The organism is Bacillus sp. HMF5848 (assembly GCF_003944835.1).
Lineage (GTDB): Bacteria > Bacillota > Bacilli > Bacillales > HMF5848 > HMF5848.
Genome location: NZ_RWIV01000001.1, coordinates 2,499,586 through 2,521,624, shown reverse-complemented (window position 1 = coordinate 2,521,624; position 22,039 = coordinate 2,499,586). Strand labels below are relative to the sequence as shown.

At 36.7% G+C, this 22,039-nt stretch carries 22 protein-coding genes; 17 read left to right on the top strand and 5 right to left on the bottom strand.

All coding sequences use genetic code 11. The annotated features are described in order from the left end of the window. Positions 1-203: 203 nt before the first annotated feature. The gene (locus tag EJF36_RS12180; RefSeq protein WP_260471894.1) at positions 204-968 is read left to right on the top strand and encodes a GNAT family N-acetyltransferase; all 765 of its coding nucleotides are present in this window, start codon (positions 204-206) and stop codon (positions 966-968) included. Positions 969-1,055: 87 nt separating this feature from the next. Here the strand turns inward: EJF36_RS12180 and EJF36_RS12175 are convergent, their stop codons facing one another. Further along, the gene (locus tag EJF36_RS12175; protein ID WP_125906581.1) at positions 1,056-1,802 is read right to left on the bottom strand and encodes an SDR family NAD(P)-dependent oxidoreductase; all 747 of its coding nucleotides are present in this window, start codon (positions 1,800-1,802) and stop codon (positions 1,056-1,058) included. 402 nt (positions 1,803-2,204) lie between these two features. Between EJF36_RS12175 and EJF36_RS12170 the strand changes: the two genes are divergently transcribed. The 7 genes from EJF36_RS12170 to EJF36_RS12145 all read left to right on the top strand — a co-directional run bounded on the left by EJF36_RS12170 (position 2,205) and on the right by EJF36_RS12145 (position 10,371). Next, positions 2,205-3,401: a hypothetical protein gene (locus EJF36_RS12170; protein WP_125906580.1), complete on the top strand. Its 1,197-nt coding sequence runs from the start codon at positions 2,205-2,207 to the stop codon at positions 3,399-3,401. Between the two features lie 333 nt (positions 3,402-3,734). Then, positions 3,735-4,799 carry a thermonuclease family protein gene (locus tag EJF36_RS12165; RefSeq protein WP_260471893.1) on the top strand — a complete coding sequence of 355 codons (1,065 nt, stop codon included), beginning with the start codon at positions 3,735-3,737 and terminating at the stop codon, positions 4,797-4,799. 700 nt (positions 4,800-5,499) lie between these two features. Beyond that, positions 5,500-6,171, top strand: coding sequence for a TVP38/TMEM64 family protein (locus EJF36_RS12160; RefSeq protein ID WP_125906579.1), 672 nt, complete (start codon positions 5,500-5,502; stop codon positions 6,169-6,171). 111 nt (positions 6,172-6,282) lie between these two features. Then, positions 6,283-7,707 carry a dihydrolipoyl dehydrogenase family protein gene (locus tag EJF36_RS12155; RefSeq protein WP_125906578.1) on the top strand — a complete coding sequence of 475 codons (1,425 nt, stop codon included), beginning with the start codon at positions 6,283-6,285 and terminating at the stop codon, positions 7,705-7,707. A gap of 1,137 nt (positions 7,708-8,844) precedes the next feature. Beyond that, positions 8,845-8,958, top strand: coding sequence for a TlpA family protein disulfide reductase (locus EJF36_RS22195; RefSeq protein WP_395940589.1), 114 nt, complete (start codon positions 8,845-8,847; stop codon positions 8,956-8,958). Between the two features lie 15 nt (positions 8,959-8,973). Beyond that, complete coding sequence (locus tag EJF36_RS21870) at positions 8,974-9,606, top strand: thioredoxin family protein (protein ID WP_260471992.1); 633 nt, start codon at positions 8,974-8,976, stop codon at positions 9,604-9,606. Between the two features lie 183 nt (positions 9,607-9,789). Further along, a complete protein-coding gene (locus EJF36_RS12145; protein ID WP_125906576.1) occupies positions 9,790-10,371 on the top strand; it encodes a hypothetical protein in 582 nt (193 codons plus the stop codon). A 337-nt stretch (positions 10,372-10,708) separates the two neighbouring features. On the opposite strand, the gene EJF36_RS12140 is transcribed toward EJF36_RS12145, so the two are convergent. Beyond that, positions 10,709-10,831, bottom strand: a complete 123-nt coding sequence (locus tag EJF36_RS12140; RefSeq protein WP_125908367.1) for a YjcZ family sporulation protein — start codon at positions 10,829-10,831, stop codon at positions 10,709-10,711. A 328-nt stretch (positions 10,832-11,159) separates the two neighbouring features. Between EJF36_RS12140 and EJF36_RS12135 the strand changes: the two genes are divergently transcribed. The 3 genes from EJF36_RS12135 to EJF36_RS12125 all read left to right on the top strand — a co-directional run bounded on the left by EJF36_RS12135 (position 11,160) and on the right by EJF36_RS12125 (position 12,907). Beyond that, the gene (locus EJF36_RS12135; protein WP_312028264.1) at positions 11,160-11,780 is read left to right on the top strand and encodes an HAD hydrolase-like protein; all 621 of its coding nucleotides are present in this window, start codon (positions 11,160-11,162) and stop codon (positions 11,778-11,780) included. A gap of 35 nt (positions 11,781-11,815) precedes the next feature. Continuing rightward, on the top strand, positions 11,816-12,262 hold the full coding sequence (locus EJF36_RS12130) for a hypothetical protein (protein WP_125906575.1): 447 nt from the start codon (positions 11,816-11,818) through the stop codon (positions 12,260-12,262). 123 nt (positions 12,263-12,385) lie between these two features. Next, entirely contained in the window at positions 12,386-12,907 is a 522-nt protein-coding gene (locus EJF36_RS12125) for a GNAT family N-acetyltransferase (protein WP_125906574.1), read from the top strand. Positions 12,908-12,970: 63 nt separating this feature from the next. Here EJF36_RS12125 and EJF36_RS12120 read toward each other — a convergent pair whose 3' ends face one another. Together EJF36_RS12120 and EJF36_RS12115 are read right to left on the bottom strand one after the other, a co-directional pair. After that, complete coding sequence (locus EJF36_RS12120) at positions 12,971-13,402, bottom strand: YndM family protein (protein WP_125906573.1); 432 nt, start codon at positions 13,400-13,402, stop codon at positions 12,971-12,973. 131 nt (positions 13,403-13,533) lie between these two features. Next, on the bottom strand, positions 13,534-14,187 hold the full coding sequence (locus EJF36_RS12115; protein WP_260471991.1) for a DsbA family oxidoreductase: 654 nt from the start codon (positions 14,185-14,187) through the stop codon (positions 13,534-13,536). A gap of 351 nt (positions 14,188-14,538) precedes the next feature. Between EJF36_RS12115 and EJF36_RS12110 the strand changes: the two genes are divergently transcribed. From EJF36_RS12110 to EJF36_RS12085, 6 genes are all read left to right on the top strand, one after another. Continuing rightward, complete coding sequence (locus EJF36_RS12110; RefSeq protein ID WP_125906571.1) at positions 14,539-15,255, top strand: TorD/DmsD family molecular chaperone; 717 nt, start codon at positions 14,539-14,541, stop codon at positions 15,253-15,255. Next, positions 15,248-17,821 carry a molybdopterin-dependent oxidoreductase gene (locus EJF36_RS12105; protein ID WP_125906570.1) on the top strand — a complete coding sequence of 858 codons (2,574 nt, stop codon included), beginning with the start codon at positions 15,248-15,250 and terminating at the stop codon, positions 17,819-17,821. The genes EJF36_RS12110 and EJF36_RS12105 overlap by 8 nt, the downstream gene beginning before the upstream one ends. A 16-nt stretch (positions 17,822-17,837) precedes the next feature. After that, positions 17,838-18,374 carry a DMSO/selenate family reductase complex B subunit gene (locus EJF36_RS12100; protein WP_125906569.1) on the top strand — a complete coding sequence of 179 codons (537 nt, stop codon included), beginning with the start codon at positions 17,838-17,840 and terminating at the stop codon, positions 18,372-18,374. A 22-nt stretch (positions 18,375-18,396) separates the two neighbouring features. Beyond that, positions 18,397-19,245 (top strand): dimethyl sulfoxide reductase anchor subunit family protein, encoded by an 849-nt coding sequence (locus tag EJF36_RS12095; RefSeq protein ID WP_125906568.1) that lies wholly within the window; start codon positions 18,397-18,399, stop codon positions 19,243-19,245. A gap of 70 nt (positions 19,246-19,315) precedes the next feature. Beyond that, positions 19,316-20,638, top strand: a complete 1,323-nt coding sequence (locus tag EJF36_RS12090) for a radical SAM protein (RefSeq protein ID WP_125906567.1) — start codon at positions 19,316-19,318, stop codon at positions 20,636-20,638. Positions 20,639-20,799: 161 nt separating this feature from the next. Then, the gene (locus EJF36_RS12085) at positions 20,800-20,985 is read left to right on the top strand and encodes a hypothetical protein (RefSeq protein ID WP_125906566.1); all 186 of its coding nucleotides are present in this window, start codon (positions 20,800-20,802) and stop codon (positions 20,983-20,985) included. A gap of 72 nt (positions 20,986-21,057) precedes the next feature. Here the strand turns inward: EJF36_RS12085 and EJF36_RS12080 are convergent, their stop codons facing one another. Continuing rightward, complete coding sequence (locus tag EJF36_RS12080; RefSeq protein ID WP_125906565.1) at positions 21,058-21,984, bottom strand: 4Fe-4S binding protein; 927 nt, start codon at positions 21,982-21,984, stop codon at positions 21,058-21,060. Positions 21,985-22,039: the final 55 nt, after the last annotated feature.

The window sequence follows — 22,039 nt, the reverse complement described above, 5'->3', positions numbered from 1 at the left end:
CACTAACATGACAATTAATAGTTTATTATGGTAGATATATACAAACCTATATTTGGTATAATAGATTTGCTTTATGCTTTGTTTACTAAGTGGGGTTTTTATTATATCGGGCAAATTTTTTCGGGGTATATTTCTGCATCCTCACCAAGACGGCTAAGGTGACATATGTATTATTGTTGAATTAATTTTAGGGGGCAACGCAAATGATGGACAATATTAATTTCAATCACATTCACAAGTATGGCACGCTTGTTATGAAAAATGAACTGTTCAATCATGTTCATAATCCAGAAGTATTATTACAATATGATAGCAACTTCATTAAATTTAATAGAGTGCCTACAAAAGAAGAATTTCTTAATACAGAGGCCTATTTAATGGCCTATCATAAGAAATATGGACAAGAGCATGTTAAATTTTATTTTCCTGAGGGAGAAAAGCTGCCTACATATTTGACAGATTATTTTCATGAAAACAACTTTTCATTAGGTTTTCTAGAGTTGTATGCGATTAATCCTGCCTCATTTCCAAAAGTGGAAAGTAACATTAACATACAAGTTCATGAAGTAACAATAGATACGTTAGATATGTACCTCAATCTTCAATTCAAAGAGGATTCAAGTCACGGGGAAACTTATGCAAAGCAAAAGCAAGCGCAGTGCATTAGTACTTTTTCAAATAATGATATTTTACAGATGATTGCTTTTTACCAAAATGCGCCGGCTGGTGCTGTTGATGTTATTGTCAAAGAACAAACAGTAGAAATTGATAACTTATTAGTCGCTACTGAATTCCAAAGAAAAGGAATAGGTAGCAGTATACAAAAGTATATAATGGATAGGTTTCCTGAAAAAACGGTAATTCTTGTTGCTGATGGCGAAGATACTCCGAGGCACATGTATCGAAAACAAAACTATCAATACCTTGGATTTCAATACGAAGCAATGAAAGTATTCTCATGTTCATGAAAAAAGTAAGCAATGCAAACAGGGGACGGTTCTCATACTGCCAATCATACGAGCGTAGGCAGCGTGGGAACCGTCCCCATACTTCTGTCAACGGAGGTCTCTGCCACCATTAATATCTAGTGTTGCTCCGTAAATAAAGCCTGCAGCGGGACTTGCCATATAAACAATACTCTGTGCAATTTCTTCCGGGGTGGCGTATCTATGAGACAGTAGCTTCGTTCTCGCATAATCATCGGATTGTGCTGATGTTGCGTCACTTCCCATTTCTGTTAAGGTGATTCCAGGAGCCACACAGTTGACACGAACGTTTGGTGCAAACGCTCTAGCCGCACTTTTTGTTAAGTTTACTAGTCCAGCCTTAGCTGCTGCATAATGTGGATGATGAGGTACACCTGTATGCGCAGCAACACTTGATACGATTACAATTGAAGCATTTTCATTGAGTAAGGGTAGAACAGATTTTAAAACGTAAAACGTCCCATTTAAATTGGCATGAATGACATAATCCCATTCTTCAAACGTAATATCTTCAAAAGGAGTCACAATATTAACTCCAGCGTTAAGTATGACTGTATCAATCTTTGGAGCTGTGGTTGATAATTGCTTCAAAGCGTTAACTACATCTTTAGAATCGCTCATATCAAATCTACATTTCCATGATTTCCTGCCTGTATTTTCAATGCATTGACTTACTTTCTCTGCACCTTCTTCGTCTGTTCTGTAGCCAACTATTACATCCGACCCTTCTTCAGCTAGAAGCTTCGCCGCAGCAGCACCGATTCCTTTCGACGCACCTGTTACAAAGGCAACCTTGTCTTTAAGTCTTAAATCCATAAATTTGTCCTCCTTACACTAAAAAGTGTAAAAACTACTTCAACAAAATAACAAGCTTTTCCTTCTTGTAGAAAAGTGAATAATATGTATAACATCGTCTACGACTTATTTTTATCAGGTATTATACAGGGGAGTTGTCAAGGAAAATTCTTGACCTAGAGAGACTATCTCTGTCCTACAAAAGGCAATGAACGATAAAAACTACTTTGACAAGACTATGAATTCCATCGGTTCATTCAGAGCGACTATTTAATTATAAAATAATCTGTTAATATAATTTATATTGCTAGTTTTACATAATGATAATATTTAAAATCTAGGACAAGTCCTTGTTTTCATAAAGTTAAGGCAAAAGGAGAATAGAATATACTACATAGTTACAGTAAGGATGGGTTACATGCTATGAAAGAGAAAGTAACGTTACATGAGTTTAGTCAGAAACTCACAGGTAATGAGCTGTATTGGTTTATTTTCATCATATATTTGTCTTGTTGTTTATTAGTTATTAATCATATTTATGGGTATCGATTCACGGATTCGGGAACTATTATTACCATTATGTTCGGGATTACGTCAGGATTATTAGGTTTAATGGGACTAGTGGCGATCTTTGTGTCATTGAATATGCAGCATAAGATTCAGACATGCAGAGAGCTTTACTGGCAAATGGTAGCTGCGTCACGTCAAGAGCAGGATCCTGAAAAAATCTCTAGAGACATGTCTGCGGCTGTTAAAAAGTATGGCATTATCTTTAGCAATGAAGATAAATACATGAGCGTTGTAATATCTGTATCACAAAAAAGTATTATGTTTGTTATTTTTTCGTGGATATTTTTTGTTTCTTTACTTGGCTATGACTCGTCTCAACAGTTTTGGTTGCTTGTATTTACAATTTTAGGTATATATATTCTTTTGCATTTTCATAGAATAATAGGAAGACTAAAAGATATTCAAGCTGTTGGTGAGTTGAAAGAATTAACCAATATACTTGACATTAAAGACGATAATGAAAAAGATGTGGAATCTGTTTATATGACAGCAACAAACTTAAGACTTAAATGTTTTGCTGCACCTAGAGAAAGTAGAATAGGAGTTTATGCATATTTGTTAATTCCGATTTCAAATTTTCATATTAAGTTAAGATGGGTTGATGCTGTCAAGGACAGGTCCGGTAATCCTTATGAAAAATCAAAAATAGAATTTACTCGCATCTTTCACGCACCCTATTTCCATCATACTATTCAGGTGAAAGACTATGATAACGTAGTGGCGGCTTGGCAAGAAAAAGGAACACCATATTTACACCACGAACCGCTGTTTTACATAGAGGAAGCGGAACAAGATGTAATAACGTTTAATGAAAATACAATACTTGTTCCAAAGCGAACCGGTGTCTTAGACTTGGCGTTTACCATTTCTAATCACGCAACCACACCGTCATTCTTTGCAGGTATTGATCCGTATGAACATAACACAAGTATTAATTTTCAGGCAAAGTTTCAAATCTTTAACAACACTAAACAATATCCTTACGTTTCAGAAATTGCGTATGATGGTAGCCCAAATAATCCAGAGTGGTATGAAATGGATCAAGTATAAGAGGCAAACAGGGGACGGTTCGAGAGCACTGAAAAAAACATACCTTGTCGAATTCAGCCAAACCGCTAACGAGATATAGGTGTAACTAAGAGAATAAGTAATTACATATTGTGAATGATTACCTTCTGTTTAGCTGATTTGTCACTTTTTCAACAGTCTCGGACGGTTCTCATCCTGCCAGAATGATCGACCGAAGGCAAAGTGAGAACCGTCCCCGCTCTTCCGAGCAATGGCAAACTGAGAACCGTCCCCACACTGCCTTACAAAGCTTAATAATTACGTATTTATTTGATAATGCTACTAAAGACAATACAACTAGAGGGTGAAAATATTATGTGGGATACATTAGCGATTATTGCTTTTTTGGCTGTACCTGTTTTTATTATTATGGCTGCTTTCTCATTTTTTAAGAAAAAAGGGACAACAAAGCGAAATCTTATCATAGCAGGTGTCAGTTTTGTCGTGTTTGTTATCGCGGCAGTAAACGCTCCACCGGCTGATAGCAATGATGTTACAGAGAACGCTACAGAGGACATTGCTGAACAGGAAGACGTAAATGAACAAGAAAAAACAGAAGACGTAACAGAACAGGATGATCAGGAGCAAAATCAAACTGAATCTTCTGATGAGCAGCAGAGTGAACCAAAGGTTTTTGAAGATAAACCTGATCAAGAGGTAGAGGAAGTACAAGAAAAACAAGAATCACAGACCCAAGAAAACCAACAGCAAAGTAATCTAGAAGAACTTGGTCTTGAGTTAGTAACAGTAGGACGAGTGGTGGACGGTGATACATTTGTGACAGAGAATGGTCGAAAAGTCCGTCTTATTGGGGTGAATACACCTGAATCAACGACTCGAACAGAAGAGTATGGTAAAGAAGCAAGTAAATATACGACATCTCGCCTAGAAGGGCAAAGGGTATATATGCAAAGGGATGTATCCGAAACAGATCGATACGGGAGATTGCTTCGTGTCGTTTGGTTTGAAGTGCCGACCGATGACTTAAACGAGCAAGAAATCCGGAATAAGATGTTCAATGCCGAGCTTGTGTTAAATGGATATGCTGAACCTTCGACTTATCCGCCTGATGTGAAATACAGTGAGTTGTTCCGAAAGTTCGCACGTGAAGCAAGAGAAAAGGGAACTGGTTTGTGGGCGTATGGTTCAGAAGGTACTACAAAGGGTGATCTTGACGGGACAGACACAAATGAGCCGCCACCAGCAACCGAGGATTCTGATAAAGATACTACTTCAACGCCTCCGGCAACTAATCAAAAAGAATCATATAAAAACTGTACTGAATTAAGAAAAGTATATCCTAATGGTGTGTCACAGGACCACCCAGCTTATGATTCAAAGCATGACCGTGACAAAGATGGCTATGCTTGTGAGAAATAATCACAAAAGGTTGTTATAAAAAGATTATCAATTATCAATTATAAATACAATGTGACTAGCCAGTAGTACAACATTAACCTTGAAAGAACTCAAGCTTAATTACTAAGTTGTAATTTGAATTTAACTAATATCATAAAGCTGTCGAGACTTTTACTCGACAGCTTGTAATGTTTAATGTTTAATGTTTATTTTTGAAAACATAGCAGATCTAACAAGAGAAAAGACCGTAATTATTATCATAACTAGAATAGTAGAAAGCGAGTTGTATGAATCAATCCATCCAATTTAATTTTTCAATGTTACTTCTGTCCGCAAGAAATATCTTACGTTATCTTCCATCAATACCAAGCTGGTGACTTTTTGTATTCTCGATCAAAAACAAACGTTTATGTACCATCCAATTTTCCTGTTGAATCTAATTATTACTAAGAGTCTGTTCAAATTTGTCCTAAACATACGAGTTTAAATATTAGTCTTTATGTAAGCTTACAGAAATAGAAAGTGAATTATATTAGTGTAGAATAAAGTCAATTCGTATTTAGGTTGGGGTATCGTTATTGAATACAGGCTTAGTATTATGTTAAGATTTCTCATTTTTTAACAACTTACAGGTAGAGACAATTAATGGAACCTACCATTCTTGAACTGGTTTGTCCACCCACTGATATTATTATTGATTATAATGAAAAGAGATGAAAAAATGAATCGAAGAACAATGTTAAATATAGGTATAGTTTTACTTATCATAATAGGTCTAATATGGTTTAATAATTCTTACTTAAATGTAAAACCTGACATGATCCGAGAATGGATCTTATCATTTGGAGTGTTTGCGCCAGTGATTTTCATTTTAATCTATAGCATTCGACCTCTGATTTTGTTTCCTGCTTCGATTCTTTCTTTAGCAGCAGGCTTAGCATTTGGAGCTTTTTGGGGGACCATTTATACCATTGTTGGTGCAACAGCAGGAGCGATTCTTGCTTTCTTTCTTGCACGAGTGCTTGGAAGTAAATTTGTGAAGGGAAGATGGAAAGGGAAAGGCAAAGCTATTGAAACTCAGCTTGAGAAAAACGGCTTTCTTTATGTTCTTCTTCTCCGGTTTATTCCGCTGTTTAATTTCGATATGATTAGCTATATATCAGGCTTGTCAAAGGTCCGCTTTACTCATTTTCTTGTCGCGACCGTCATTGGCATGATTCCGGCGACATTTGCTTATAACTTTCTTGGATCTAGTCTTTTAGCTTCATCTTGGTGGGTGTTAGGTTTAGCTCTACTTGTTTTTGTTGCCTTTGCAATTCTCCCGGTCATGGCCAGCTCTTCCTTGAGAGAAAAACTAGGGTTTGTAAAAAATGGAGAGAAGAACAACGCTTGATTCACATGCAAGAAAATAGATTCAAACATACATTGGTGGACCGAAAAGGCATTATAAAAGGTCGGCCTAACACGAAATTAAGTCACACTTAATTAAGGGAGTGCTTATACATTGAAAAAATATGACCTGATTGTCATTGGCGGGGGTGCTGGAGGACTAACCGCTGCAGCTGGTGCAGCATCATTAGGCGCTAAAGTAGCTCTCATAGAAAAAGAAGAGCAGCCTGGTGGAGACTGCTTGCATTATGGATGTGTTCCATCTAAAGCTCTTATTGAAACAGCAAGAATAGTACATGAAGCTAGAAAATCCTCTGACCTTGGATTTAATTTAGAAGGTACCGTTGATATGAAGCAAGTAAAAAAGAGAATAAAAGAGGCGATTGCAACAATCCAAAAGCATGATGATGCTGATCGTTTTAGAAGTTTAGGGATTGATGTGTATATAGGAAAAGGAAGCTTTTTTAGCCGCCATGAAGTTCATATTAATGGGGAAGAGGTTATTTATGGAAAGAAAATAGTGATTTCAACAGGTTCAAGACCTTTTATTCCACCTATTAAAGGTATAAAAGAAGCCGGTTTTATCACAAATGAAACTATTTTTGATCTTGAGCATGTACCTCAAAATCTTCTCGTTGTTGGAGGGGGACCTATTGGTTTAGAAATGGCTCAAGCCATGTCAAGACTAGGTAGTAATGTAACAGTTGTAGAACGTGCGCCCGAAATCTTAATACGTGAAGATGAAGAAATCAGGAATTTGGCAACAGATAGTCTTTCTAGGGAAATATCAATTCATACAAATGCCTCCGTTGAGGAGGTCAAAATCGTAAATAATGAAAAGCTAGTTATAATTAAAAAAGATGAGAAGGTACTGGAAATTCCAGCAGATGACATACTCATTGCGGTTGGTAGAATTCCAAATTCAGATTCTTTAGCATTAGAAAATACGAATGTAATAACAAGTGACAAAGGCTATATCGTAGTAAATGAGTATTTACAAACAAGTGATTCATCTATTTACGCCATTGGGGATGTGGTAGGAAAGATGCCGTTTACTCACGTTGCAGGCATGGAAGGGAAACTTATTGTCCAGAATGCTGTACTCGGCTTAAGAAGAAAGGCTAACTATGACACGGTACCGTGGAATACGTATTTGTCTCCCGAGATCTTTCATCTTGGATTAACCGAAGAACAAGCTAAAGAAAAGAATGTTGATGTTAACGTATATAAAATGAATTTACATGATGTCGATCGTTTTGTTACGGACCATGAAACGGACGGTTTCGTAAAAGTTCTAACAGACAAAAAAGGCTATATCATTGGTGCGCATGCTATTGGCAAAGGGGCGGGAGATTGGATGCAAGAGGTAGTTTTCGCGAAGAAATATAAACGAAAACTAGGAGATATCTCGCAAGTTATTCACCCATATCCCAATCATGCTGCAGCTGTACAACGAACGGCAGATTTATACTGGCGTGAAGCTTTGTTTGCAGGGTGGATCCCTAAAGTTATTAAAAAATATATTCAATGGTTTAGATAAGAATAGAGTGAGCAGTAGTAGTAGCTCACTCTATAAATTTATAATTCTTCTAATACATCATTAATTCTATCAACATTGATGGCAAGACGTAATTTTTTATTAATCCTCCGTTTTTAGCTGACTCATGATAGCACTTGTGTTTTTCTTGTTGATCCGGCCATGTTAGCGACATCTTGGTCACTAAGAGGTAAAGTCGATGTTTCTCCGAACATATTTCCATCTACTAATATATCAACGGTAAACTGCTTCTCACTTTGGTTAATCTTCTATAATCGTACCCGCCCTTTTTTTGACGGATCAGTGACATCATGGTCTACAGATAGTTTTTTAGAATAATACGGATACTTGAAAAAAAGGAGTCCGTTGATGTTTCAGGCCTGACTTAGGAGAAATATAGAATGTATCCCTAAAAAGAACAGTGCCACCTGCTTCGTTTATAAGAACTGGATACAGAGTAATTGATGGTAAGAGGCAAGCTTAATCAATTATTAAAAGTAGTAAAGTTTTTGTATTACATCATAAGTAACGATTTTTGGCGAACAGGTTTTTGCAGACCTGTTCGTTCCTCTTAGGAGGTATTTAAGGAGAGAATGGCGTTAATGGCAATATCATATTATTCGTATTAGAAGAAATGGTTCAATAATAGTGGACAAAAGTGTTTTTGCCTACGCTTAAAACTAATTTTTATTAGTCTTCAATAATCTCTGTGGTTGATTTAAATTTATGTTTCTTTAATTTGTCGAATACATACCCATTTCTTGTCGACTACATACTCATTCCATGTCGACTCTGTACCTATTTAAAGTATTTTCCTCTTTGCTGAACTTTTTAGGGAGTTTTTAATCTTTAGATTGGGTGTTTTCACTCTTTGGACGATGAATTAATTCAGTTTCGGATGCCAAAGTAATAAGGTATTTCAAGAAGTACTAGAAATTCAAGTTCAGAAAGGTCTTTAACTGTCAGATTCATTCACAGACGAAGAGGTAAGTAAGGAAAATAGAAAGTAGGAAAAGGCAATTGAGTTCTGGACTGTAATAAGGCGAACTATCTGAGGTCATTTGTGGTTTGATCATGTCCATTCAGGACTGTTGTGCCATCTTTAAAAAAGCTATAAACTAATTATAAGGAGGTTATGAAATGCTACTTTCTAAAATGAAGAATGTTACTCTTTCTGACTTGACCGGTAATGATGTCTATATTGATGACTTTAAAGGAAAGAAAACCTTGCTTTTTATGTGGGCATCTTGGTGACGATGTAGAGACCAGCTGCCAGTTTGGCAGAATTTTTATGAAAAAAACAAAGATAATGACTTTGAAATACTTTCCGTATCTGTAGACATTCAAGGCTCTGACGTTGTTAGACCGTATGTGAAGGATATAACGTTTCCAACAGTCGTTGATACAGAAAATAAATTAGCGAGTTTATTTGGGTTTAAGATTGTCCCAAATGGAATCTTCTTAGATAAAGAAGGGACCATTAAGCTAGTAAAACAAGGTTTCAGCGTTCATAACGATGAGCATGTTAACGCTATTGAGAATTTAATAGAAGGAACGATAGACCATATTACATTAGAGGATGAGTACTATCAACCTTCAGCAGAGGTATCAAAACTAGAAAAGCAGCTTGCTGAAACAAAGTTTAAACTTGCGTTGCAATATTCAAATAATGGAGAGAAGGAGAAAGCTTTACAGGAGTTAGACGAAGCATTGTCGATTGATCCAGACAATTTTCTTATTCGAAAACAACGGTGGTATATTCGCTATCCAGAGAAATTCTCTCCGACGATTGACATCGAGTGGCAACAAAAGCAGCTTGAGAGAGAACAATTAGAAGAGTGTGGTCCAGAAGGTTGTGTCATTCCCGGTACAACAAGCAGTGATGATTGTTATGAACGCTAGACTGTAAATAAAGGATTCACCACTAATGAAAGATGAGTTAAAGACTTTAAAACTGAACATCTTCATTCGAACAATACTACTTATTGATAGCCTTATCTAAAATGAATAGCTTCATTTTTACATATGCTTTCATACATAGGAATATATTCTTTCTGTAGACCCATAAATCAAGGAGGGGAGAACATGAAAGATTATATTCCAAAGAAAGTAGTGAAGAACCTATACATCTATCGCTACTTGTTTCATCCTTTAGTTGTTACAAAAATTTATATAAGAAATAATCTCCCACAAATTGCTTTGCTATCAGCACTTTCGGCTTTATTACAATCTTCAGGGAACTACATTCCAGTTATAGGTCTTTTTATGAGTGCTTTTTCAACTTTTCCAGTTATGATTGCTTCGCTTATTTCAAAACGTGGAATTATATATACTTATATCATTTCTACTTTACTGTTGTTGATTTTACAACCAAGTGAGTTTTTTACATTTCCATTTACAACCGGTTTATTAGGAGTATCATTTGGGCTTGGTCTAATTTTGTTAAAAAAGCGGGCTTGGATTATTTCTGTTTCTAGTATTACTCTTATTTTTGGAATCATGATTTTGCTACTGTTGTTTAAATTCCCTATTTTAGGACCTATACAAATTACATCCTTTTTCGATTACGCTATCCTTTTAGGCTGTTCATTCATTTACTGTTGGATTTTCTTTGATTTAGGTAATATTCTTCTTAGAAAGATAGTGAATCATTTAGTTACCAGTTAATAATCTCCTATGCGATGAGATACCGATGATGACAAGATTATTATTATTATAAAGAGATATGTGAAGGATTCATTTTATCAATTTTCAAGTTCGAAAGTTTTTTGGAAAATATGATTTATCCATACTACTCCTAAAAACACAAGTATTAATAAGGGATTCACGCTCTTAGTTATGTAATAAATGAATGTAATAAGATTTGAACCTTGTAATGTTTCACGGATCTCAAATACTTCCCATACTCTTATACAAAAATATCGCCCTTCATGTTGTGAAGGGCGTTTGTTTGTAGAGGAAGACGGATTAAAGGCAGTATAAGAACCGTCCCCATGCTTCTTTCTTAGCAGTAGAAGCTGCTGCCAACGATGATTAATAATATGAACAACACTACTATTAAAACAAATGGATTAACCCCATAAGCAGGAGCACCATATCCATAAGCTGGAGCAGTGTAAGCTGGCATTGTATAAGTTGGTGTTGGAGCCATATTATCCATCATAGTTGGTGCAATATTCATATTAGCAGAAACATTAGGTGCTGCATTCATGTTTGAATACATAATGACACGTCCTTTCGTAATAGTTGTTTGCACTACATTATACTCACCTATATGAAATTAGAGCCCGTCAACCTGAAAAATGGGTGAATATCATGCATTCGTATTTATTGTTCTTGAATTGATAGTTCTTCGCCCAGCGAGCCCATATTTTTCAAAAAATGTGATATAGTTATTCTGTTGTGAAAAAAATTTGTAATCACTCTGGCTCAAAACCCAACGAGGTGAATAATACATGATTAAGTGTGTCATATTTGATTTTGATGGAACGTTAGTGGATTCACAAAAAGCGATTGTATCAAGCTGGAATAGTCTTGCTAATAAATATAATGCTAAAGAAATAAAGTTCTCAGACCTTGACATGCTAAAGGGTTTGTCAATGAGTGAACGAAGTAAACTATTGAACTTTCCTATGTATAAGATTCCTATGATTATGCCACATTTCTACAAGCTGTTTCGCCAATCCATTCAGGACGTAGCACTGGTAGAAGGTGTGAGGGAGATGCTTCAGGAACTTGAAGAGAGAGGATATACCATTGTTATTATCTCTTCAAACGCTAAGGAGAATATTTTAACTTTTTTAGAAAAAAACAATATTACGTGTGTAACGGATGTTATATGTTCAAGTAAACTTTTTGGGAAAGATAAATTAATACGGAAATTTTTAAAAGATAATAACTTAGACGAATCTGAAGTGAAGTATGTAGGTGATGAAGAACGTGATGTTATTGCGTGTAAAAGGGTTGGAATACCTGTGATTTGGGTGGGGTGGGGCTACGATTCATTCGAAGTAGTAAAAGAGGCCAATCCAGATTACATGGTGTATTCACCGGCAGATTTGCTTCATGTTATATAGAATATGTTACACGAAATAGATAGGTGGGGATTACTTTGTCAAAGTTAGTTACTGTCGTATTTGGTTTTGTTTTTGGAACACTCGTTTCTTTTTTAACGGCCTTTGTGTTTATGCTAATTGGACAAGTTTTAGCTGGTGGAATAACATCATTTCAGGGAGAGAGCTGGCTATACATTTCAAGTATCATTCCATTTGCCATTACCTTTGCAGTCATAGGTGGATACATACACAATAAAAAAGCGATTACGAAAAGAAAATTGTGGTTTATCAGCTTCGTAAGTGCTTTTTTCGTGTCTTTAGTTAGCGGTACAGTAGGTGCCATCTTTGCAGAATTTATTGATAGAGGTGGTTTGGAGACTCTTAATGTGGACGGCACATTAATATGGGGAACAGTCTATTCCTTTGCTCTACTACCTATTACGGTGCCATTCGCTCGTTTCTTAATCGGTATGTTTTCTAAATTGAGTATGAAATTTATCTAAAATATTGGCGAGATGATTCCCTCTTTAAGCGTGTATTGGGCTTAGTACCTAGCTAAGAGAAGGTGGATTTTTAAGCATTTGAGAAGAATTTTATCGTTTCTTTGAAAAAGTAGGGAGTCAGAAATGAAACCTAATTATGAAAAACTAATTGAACCTAGCATAACAACAGTAGAGATGTTTAATAAATGGGAAAACGATGCGTCTATCATTCCGTTAATTCGGCCTAACCGAAATGAGAATGAGTTAGAGCATCGTGAAGAACTAACGCAAATTAACTTGTCTCAGCGCTTAGAAAACCATCACATATATCTAATTTATTTCAATCATATGTTAGTAGGGGAAATGAGCTACATGATTGACCCTGACCATTTATTGAAAAATGAGACAGGTACCGCTTGGATTGGCATCACTATTGGTGAGCCTGAGGGACGAGGAAAAGGAATCGGCTTTGATGCTATTCAATATTTAGAGAAACAAATAAAAAACGATAGTCTAAAACGAATTGAATTAGGTGTATTTGAATTCAACATGCAAGCAAGAAGGCTTTATGAAAAGTTAGGTTATAAGGAATGTGGATATATTGACAATTTTACTTATTGGCAAGGTGAAATGTGGACAGATATCCGAATGGAAAAGTATATATGATAAATTATGTAAAAAGAAGAACTTGATTAGTCTTTAATCAAGTTCTTCTTTTTCATCTTAGCATTATTCTTTTGTAGGATTCGGATCTTTCTCCTCAGCAAACTCGTAAGCAAAGCTTTGGTTGAAGCTAAGTTGTCTTTCCCTCACGAGTGGTTTTATAGTTTTTATGATATAGGAATGAACAAATACTTCGGACCCTGCAAACAGTAACGCGGAGATAATGCTTCCCCATGCAACTTGTAAATAGCTCTCAAAAAGAATTCCACCAAACACCCAGACAATTAAATAAGTCAAAAAGAAATCTACAACAATCGTGTTTGTTTTACCGATTCGTGGGAGAAGGATTTGATCACCAACAAAATAGGATACAATCGTTAGAAGTAACGCAAATGAAGCGATATCAACAAAGGTTGCATCAAAAAACAAGTCTAAGCTAATCCAGAATACCACTAAACCAACTACAAATTTAATCAATAAGAGTCTTATATGCTTCATTATGTAAAAAAACTCCTTTTTGATAAATTGTGCACAATAATGTGCAAATTCATACAAGTAGGAGGTTGTTAAATGGAAGTACCAGGGATAATTAAATGAACCTCCCTAACAAAGAGAGGTTCGATCTTATTTTATTTTTCGGGAACTTCACAGCCGTTTTCATCACAAACGGCATCAGTTTCGCCCATTTGAGTAAACTGTCCATCCTGCTCAAATATTTGATGAATAGATTGCACAAATACTTCTGATGACTGAGCCCCGGTTATAGCATACTTTCGGTTAATCAAGAAAAACGGAATGCTATTAATACCAAGAGCAGTCGCTTCTTGCTCGTCGCCACGCACTTCATCCGTCATAGTATCACTTGTCAGCATGTTAGATACAGTCTCTCGATTCAATCCCACTTCTTCAGCGAGAGCCTGTAAGGTTGTGTGATCACCGATATGTTTGCCCTCCGTATAATATGCTTTCAAGAGTCTGTCTGTCATTTCTTGCATTTTACCCTCTTGTTTCGCGAGCATTGTTAAGCGATGAGCATCAAAAGTGTTAGTTAATACAAGCTTATCCATCTGAAAGTCTAGACCAACCTCTGCTGCCATTTGAACCACATTTTGAGTGGTTGCTTTTGCTTGCTCTAGGCTTATAGCGTATTTCTGAGATAAATTCTCATAAATATTCGCATCAATTTCTCGTGACGCTGATGGATTAAGCTCAAAGCTTCGATATACAACTTCAACGTGGTGTTCTACCCTCTTAAGAGCGTCCTCCAGACGCTTTTTGCCAATATAGCAAAATGGTCAAGCAAAATCTGTCCACATTTCAATTTTCATAGTATGACCTCCAATCTCTTTGCTCTTGTTAGTATACTGTCAGAACACGATCTTAGTCTAATGAAATGCACTTTGCCAAAAGTGTTCCACTCGCAAGAAAGCGCTCCGCGATCATGCAACAGTTCTTGAAATGGCAGATACTTATTAACGATCTGTACAAACCCTCCGTTCGTAGTTGCTATTGTATAACTGTACAAAATCAGATGCTTATCTTTGTACAGTCAGTACAATTGGCTTTGGTTTAGACTAAAGTTGGAAGTATTATGTGAAAAGATTAACAATCATAAAAGAAAGGAGGTTGTTCAATTGTCCTTAACGAACACTCACACCGATGCATGTATTATTCTTGCGCAGGCTAGGGGTTATGTGTATGACTTTTTGAGGCATGTCATGTTGCGTCAACCAACGGAAGAATTTATAAATTATATTCAATCAAGAGCAATGCTTGAGGAGTTTCCTTTCGAGGAAGTTGATACATTAGTGGCAGAAGGTGTTGCAGATATAAAGGGATGTTTGAATAAAGCTGATTTAAAAATAAAAGACGCTGTAGACAGCTTATCCTCTGATTATACGCGACTTTTCATTGGACCATTGAAGCTAAAAGCGCCACCTTGGGAATCTGCTTTTAAGAGTGAAGAACGATTGTTATTTCAAAAAGAAACATTGTCAGTACGCTATGCATATCTGCAATATGGTTTTTTACCAGAGAATTATGGGAAAGAAGCCGATGACCATATTGGCTTCGAATTAGACTTTATGTTTCATTTAAGTAATTTGCTTATTGAAAAGCTTGAAACGAATCAAGATGTTCAAGAGATTTTAGTAGATCAGAAAAAATTTCTAGATGACCATTTAATAAAATGGGGCCCTAGCTTTGGAGATGCTTTAGTTGCCAATGCAGACACAGCGTTTTACAAGGGTGTTGGAAAAATATTACGTGGGTTCTTACTTTTAGATGTAATAGCAGTAAATCAATTACTTGAGCAATCAATGTTACTGGAGGTGACTCAATACCATGACTAATTTGTTAGATGTTGTTAGTAAAAAGTTTAGTAGACGTAAGTTTATAGGATGGTCTGCTGGGATCGCAGCCGGTGCTGCAGCTACAGGATCTATTGTAGGAGGCCTTAAAAAAGTAGAGGAAATAGCAGAAGCCTCTGATGGTGATGCCGGTGAAAAGTGGGTGAATGCTGCTTGTTGGCATAATTGTGGAGGACGCTGCTTAAACAAAGCGTTAGTAGTCGATGGTGTAGTAGTGCGTCAAAAGACAGATGATACGATACAAGATTCAGCGGATACCCCTCAGCAGCGGGCATGTATTCGTGGTCGTTCACAGCGCAAACAGGTTTTTGCAGCTGATAGATTAAAATATCCGATGAAGCGTAAAAATTGGCAACCTGGTGGTGGCAATAAAGAACTACGTGGTAAGGATGAGTGGGAGCGTATCTCTTGGGATGAAGCCTTTACGTATATTGCCAATGAGATGAAAAGAATTCGTTCCGCATACGGTAATAACTCGATTCTTTGTACAGGCGGCTCTGATACGACGAGATTGCTAGCTCTTGATGGTGGTTATACAAACAACTGGGGTACGTTATCTTGGGGATCGTGGCGTTGGGGACCAGCAAAGTTTGGTATGGCTGAAGGTTTTGGTAAAACAAGCTTAAATGACCGATTAGACTTACGAAACTCGCAATTGATTGTAATGGTAGGAGCGAATCCAGCATGGAGCTCAATGGGGAATCCAACATATCATTACTATCAAGCGAAAAAAGCGGGTGCTAAGTTTGTCGTAATTGATCCAATGTATACTGATACAGCGGCCACTCTAGGCGACCAATGGATACCAATTCGAACAGGTACCGATCATGCTATGTTTTTAGGTATGGCGTATACATTACTAAAAGAGGACGACCCAATTACGAATCCGTTAATAGATTGGGACTTCTTACATCGCTGTACAATCGGGTTTGATAGAAGTCATCTGCCTGCTGGTGCAGACCCTAAAGAGAACTTCAAAGACTATGTATTAGGTATTCACGATGATACACCTAAAACACCTGAGTGGGCTTCTGAAATCTGTGGTGTGGAACCATTAGTGATTGAACGTCTCGCCAGAGAGATTGCACGTACAGAGCGAGTGGCACTATTAACGGGATGGGCACCTGCTCGTATTCATAATTCAGACTCATGGCCACAAATGTTTATGACATTTGGTGCGATGACAGGCTGTATGGGTAAAAGCGGTGCAATGACTGGTGTCAGCTGTCATTATAATGCAGCTAGCGGAGGACCTCGTCTAGTATATGGTGGCGGTTCCGGTATGAATTATATTAAAAATCCATCACCTGAATCTATTAATGATGCGGAGCTTTGGGATGCTATTTTAAAAGGAAAGTTTACGGCAGGTAAAGACGTTAAAAAGGATATAAACATTCAAATGATTTATCACGGCTATAATGCGGTGTTACAAACTCGTCAAAATATGAGAACAGGCATTGAAGCTCACCGTCATGTTGAGTTTGTCGTAACAAATGCTCACTTTTTAACAACAAATGCATTGTATTCGGATATCGTGTTACCAGCAACGACTGAATGGGAGAAAGTAGGCGGTCTTAGTTATGGGAATCGCGATATGATGATAGCGTATTCTCAAGTGATTGAACCGTTGTATGAAGCAAAAAGCGATAGAGAGATTTCTATCGGTATAGCTGAGAAGCTAGGATATAAAGAGAAGGATCTCTATGAAATATCCGAAAAACAAGCTTTCTTCAATCAACTCGCTGGAGCAGAAGTTATTAAGCCAGATGCATCCGGTTATGAAACGTTACTAACGATTACTAAAGAAGATATTAAAGAATGGGGTGTTGAAGGCACACCTCAAAATGGGCGCATTCCATTGAAAAAATTACTTGAAGATGGTGTATATCAAGTACCTAGAAAACCTGGCGATAAGTTTGGTCATATAGAATACGAGGCATTTAGAAAAGATCCTGTTAATAATCCGCTGAGTACGGAAAGTGGAAAACTAGAAATCTATTGCAACGCCCTTAAAGAGTTGATCGATAATAATGGCTGGACAACAATTCGCCCAATCCCAACATACAATCCACCAATCGAAGGATATGAGGAAACTTTTGCGGATTGGAAAAATAAGAAAAAAGGAAAATATCCACTGCAGCTTATGAATCCACATTACTTAAGACGTTCACACAGTATTTTTGATAACATTCCATGGCTTCGTGAAGCATGGGCTAGTCCAGTGTTCTTAAGTGCAAAGGATGCCCAAGATAGAGGCATAAAAACTGGGGATACTGTTCTTATTAAAAATGATCACGGTCAAAGCTTACGAATTGCTGAAGTAAGTGAAAGACTTATGCCAGGAACTGTTGGGCTACCACACGGTGCTTGGGTAGATGTGGACGAAAAGACAGGTATTGATAGAGCGGGTGCAGATAATTACTTAACTGGAGGCATTCCATCCGGTCAAGGTATTTGTGGTTGGAATTCACACATTTGTGAAGTAGAAAAGTGGACTGGTGAACCACTTAAGCCAGACGTCGAATGGAAATCTCGAAAAATCTTCTAGAGAGGGGTGAATCAAGATGCAATATGGTTTTTATATAGATATGAAAAAGTGTATAGGATGTAAAACATGTCAAATTGCATGTAAAGACAAAAATGATGTAAATGTTGGAGTGTTATTTCGAAAAATATTTGATTTTGAAAAAGGAAAATATCCTAATCCAACAGTTGAACATTTATCATTAGCTTGCTGTCACTGTGAACGACCTAAATGTGTTGAAAATTGTCCAACAGGTGCGATGTATAAGCGTGCGAAAGATGGTCTCGTTTTGCATGATGAGAATAAATGTATAGGATGCAAAATGTGTTTGTGGTCTTGTCCATACATGGGACCGCAGTATATTCCAGAAACGAGAAAAGTCGGGAAGTGTGATGGTTGCGCGGATTTAGTTGATAACGGTGAAAACCCGGCATGTGTTGATTCATGTATTATGAGAGCGATAGAGTTTGGTGACATAGCAGAATTGCGTAAAAAGTATGGCTCAGTAAACTATATTGAGGAACTACCAAGTCCTGCTTTGACAAATCCGTCCATCGTCATTGGACTAAAAGATTAATAGAAAAGGAGGCTATGTTATTATGTTACATGAATGGCCACTTATAACATTTACATTACTCATGCAGCTCGCGATCGGTACATTTCTCATGGTAATGGTTATGCGCACTGTGTTAGAAAATAAGATGGATATAACATTTACGTCTAAAGGTTTGCTTTTTGTTGGACCTGTTACAGCAATTGCTTTATTAGCATCATTATTCCATCTTGGTGAGCCGCTAGGAGCTTACCGATCCTTATTAAACATAAGTACATCATGGTTAAGTCGTGAGATTCTATTCTCTGGTTTGTTCTTTGTCTTATGGGCTGTAACATTCTATCTAGTTAAAAAAGGTAAAGACATTAAGTGGATAGGGTGGTTCACAGTAATAATTGGTGTAGCAGCCGTTATTAGTATGGCTGGTATTTATGCTACATCTATTAAGCCTGCTTGGGCAGATATGAATACTTTTGTAGCTTTCTTAGGCACCACCATTGTGTTTGGCGCATTAGGGGTTGCTGTTTTATCCATTAAGCCTTTACTAGAAATGAAGAATGACGCAGCCTTAAAGGTGTTGAAGATGATAGGCTATGCTAGCCTAGTAGCAATTGTTATTCAATTAGTATATGTGCCAGTTTATGTCGCAGGTTTAGCAAATGGAGTAACTGCTGCTAAGCAATCTGCTGAACTATTATCAACCACTTATGCTTGGCCATCTATGCTGCATTGGGTGTTGACTATACTTGGGGGAACATTGTTTATATACATGATTACAAGAATGAAAGGCAGACTAACGCAGGCTGTTTACGCCGCATTTGCACTTGTGTTTGTTGGCGAATTAATTGGGCGTCTTGTGTTTTATGCAACGGGAATTTCTATTATCGTAGGATAAATTAAGTAAAAGGGGACCGTTATTTCTCGGTCCCTTGACTTATTAAAAGAACTTCTAAGAGGTGAGAGACATGCTAAAGGAGCTTTCGATAGAAAACATTCATGAAGTAACGAATCCCATTTTACAACACCATGCTCGATTGTACATGAACATACATGATGATTTCATGAAACAAGTTAAAATGACAGGTATTGATCTTGAACAGGATAAAGTAGAAGACATCAAATCCATTAAACAAAGATTAAAAGAAAAAGGTGCTACATTCCGAAATGATGATAAAAGTATTGTAGTAAACGAAATTTCGAGCGCTTGTGAAGCATGTCAAACAGGAGTAGGTTCAGTAACTTCAATTATTTCTCTGAAGTGTCACAAGAAATGCTTTTATTGCTTTAATCCAAACCAGGAAAACTATGATATGTTTTCTGTTGTGAAAAGTGATCCTACAAAGGAATTAGAGGCGATGTTTCAAAGTGGGAAAAAAATCTCACATGTCGCTTTAACAGGAGGGGAGCCATTACTTCACAAACAAGAAATGCTTCATTTCTTTAAGTATGTTAAAGACAAGTCAATGAAAATCCATACGCGTCTATACACATCGGGTGATTTCTTAGATGAAAACACGGCGAAACAGTTACACGAAATAGGATTGGACGAAATTCGCTTTAGTATAAAAATGGAGCACACTCTTGATAAATGTCGCTATATTCTTGAAAAAATTTCCTTAGCGAAACAGTACATACCTGATGTAATGGTTGAAATGCCTGTCATTCCTGGCACACTTAATGATATGAAAGAGCTGCTGATCGAATTAGACGAGCTTAACATATATGGTATTAATTTATTGGAGTTTTGTTTTCCTTACACAAACGTTGAAGAATTCAGCAAACGTGCATTCAAAGTAAAAACTCCTCCATTCAAAGTGTTATATAACTATTGGTATGCTGGTGGTTTACCGATACAAAACAGCGAATGGGAAGCTCTAAAGTTAATGGAGTTTGCCATGGATCAAGGATTAAAACTAGGTATACATTATTGCTCTTTAGAGAATAAGCACACAGGACAAGTCTACCAACAAAACTATCCGCTCAAGCATGACTCTATTTATAAGTTTTCGAAACGTGATTATTTTCTTAAGTCAGCTAAAGTGTTTGGAGAGGATATTCCTAGAGCAAAAGAGATATTTAAGAAAAGAAATATTTTTTTGTATGAAGAAAACGAAGAGTTTGGCTACTTAGAGTTTCATATAAACAACATTCAGGCGCTAAAGGGCTTATCAATAGACGTGGGACTTTCTTATAATGTTGTTGAAACGCGAGACGGTGACCAATTTATAAGAGAGCTAAAGATGGATCTTACTACACCAGACACTTTTAATATTAAAGAGGATGTTTAATCTGCTCTCCCATTTGATATGTCAGTGAGATAACAAATTAGAAATAGAATCTATACAAATATCAACTTTGTGATTGAGAATCCTAGACAAAATCCTAGTTTAAAATTGAGACTTTCTTGAGGTTACATACGTAATACGTGTTGTGAGTGGGAGGATTAAATGTGAAAAACAAAAATTTAATATACTTAATTTTAACATTAGGAGTTAGCTCAGGTACTATGCTAACTAATAGCTTTATTGTAACAGTACCTAACTGGATAGGGATAGTGAGCATCGTAATAGCAGTAGCCTTTCTAGTCTTGTTTTTTTGCAAAAATAAAGCTCAGCAGCAGAAGATTTTTAAGTGATTTTAGAGTTGATACTGTAACTAGAATCTAGTAAAGCGTAAACAAGGGGAGGGAACTATATACGTTCCTTCCCTAAAATTTTTGTTTATACAGTGCATTACTATTCATTTTCTGACAAATAGGGCATATATTTGTTTCGTTCCAAGCTAAGAATGAGCTCTTACATTGTGCACAACGCTGATCGATGTAAGAGTGAGATGTTTCGTATTTTGTTGATAATTCTTCTGAAATTGCTATCGCATCTTCAGGACAAACATCACTACATAAGTAGCATCCTATACAACTTTTGTTATGAAGAGAGAAGATTCCTTTATCGATTGTGATAGAGGAGGAAGGACATAAACTCTCGCAGATTTTACATATGGTGCAGCGCTCTAGTGTTAATTTTATGGTAAAGAAAGTCCATTCGTCCCATAAGCTTGAATGTGTAAAATTTGTATGATTATATCGCCATTTTGCTGGAGTTAGTGTTGTAAGGGCCATTATCTTACCGTCAGTTACGAATTTTTGAATCAAGTCCCTGCGCGATAACTCTTCTTGTTCCTCTATAACTGTTGGCATCAACGATATAGTAGCAATTGGTTCCATGTTCATTTGATCTAAGTATGTATTGACCTTATTAATGACATCATCCCATGCTTCACTATTAGCATTGTTTTCGAAATAGAGTTGATTAACCCCTCTCTTCACGTAATATAATAGCTCAAAGTGAGAAGGAGCTATATCATTCTTGTCAATTATCATTGTGCGCTGGGAGACTCTACGTTTTGTTGAAAATCCTTCGATTGCCTGAGTAGGACAAACAGGAATACAATGTCCACAAGCATTACAGAGCTCCGATTGTATTGTCACCTTCTTGTTGTTTATTTTTATTGCGTCGGTTGGACAATATTCCACACAATGCTTGCAGTTTGATTTAGGACTCTTTTCACGTAAGCATTTTTGTGTAATAACAACGTCATCCGCTAAACTCATCATCCATTTTGTCAAAAGAGACATTATAATCCCTCATTTTTAATTTTGGTTTTTATTTAAGTTTACGGTAAATACTCTT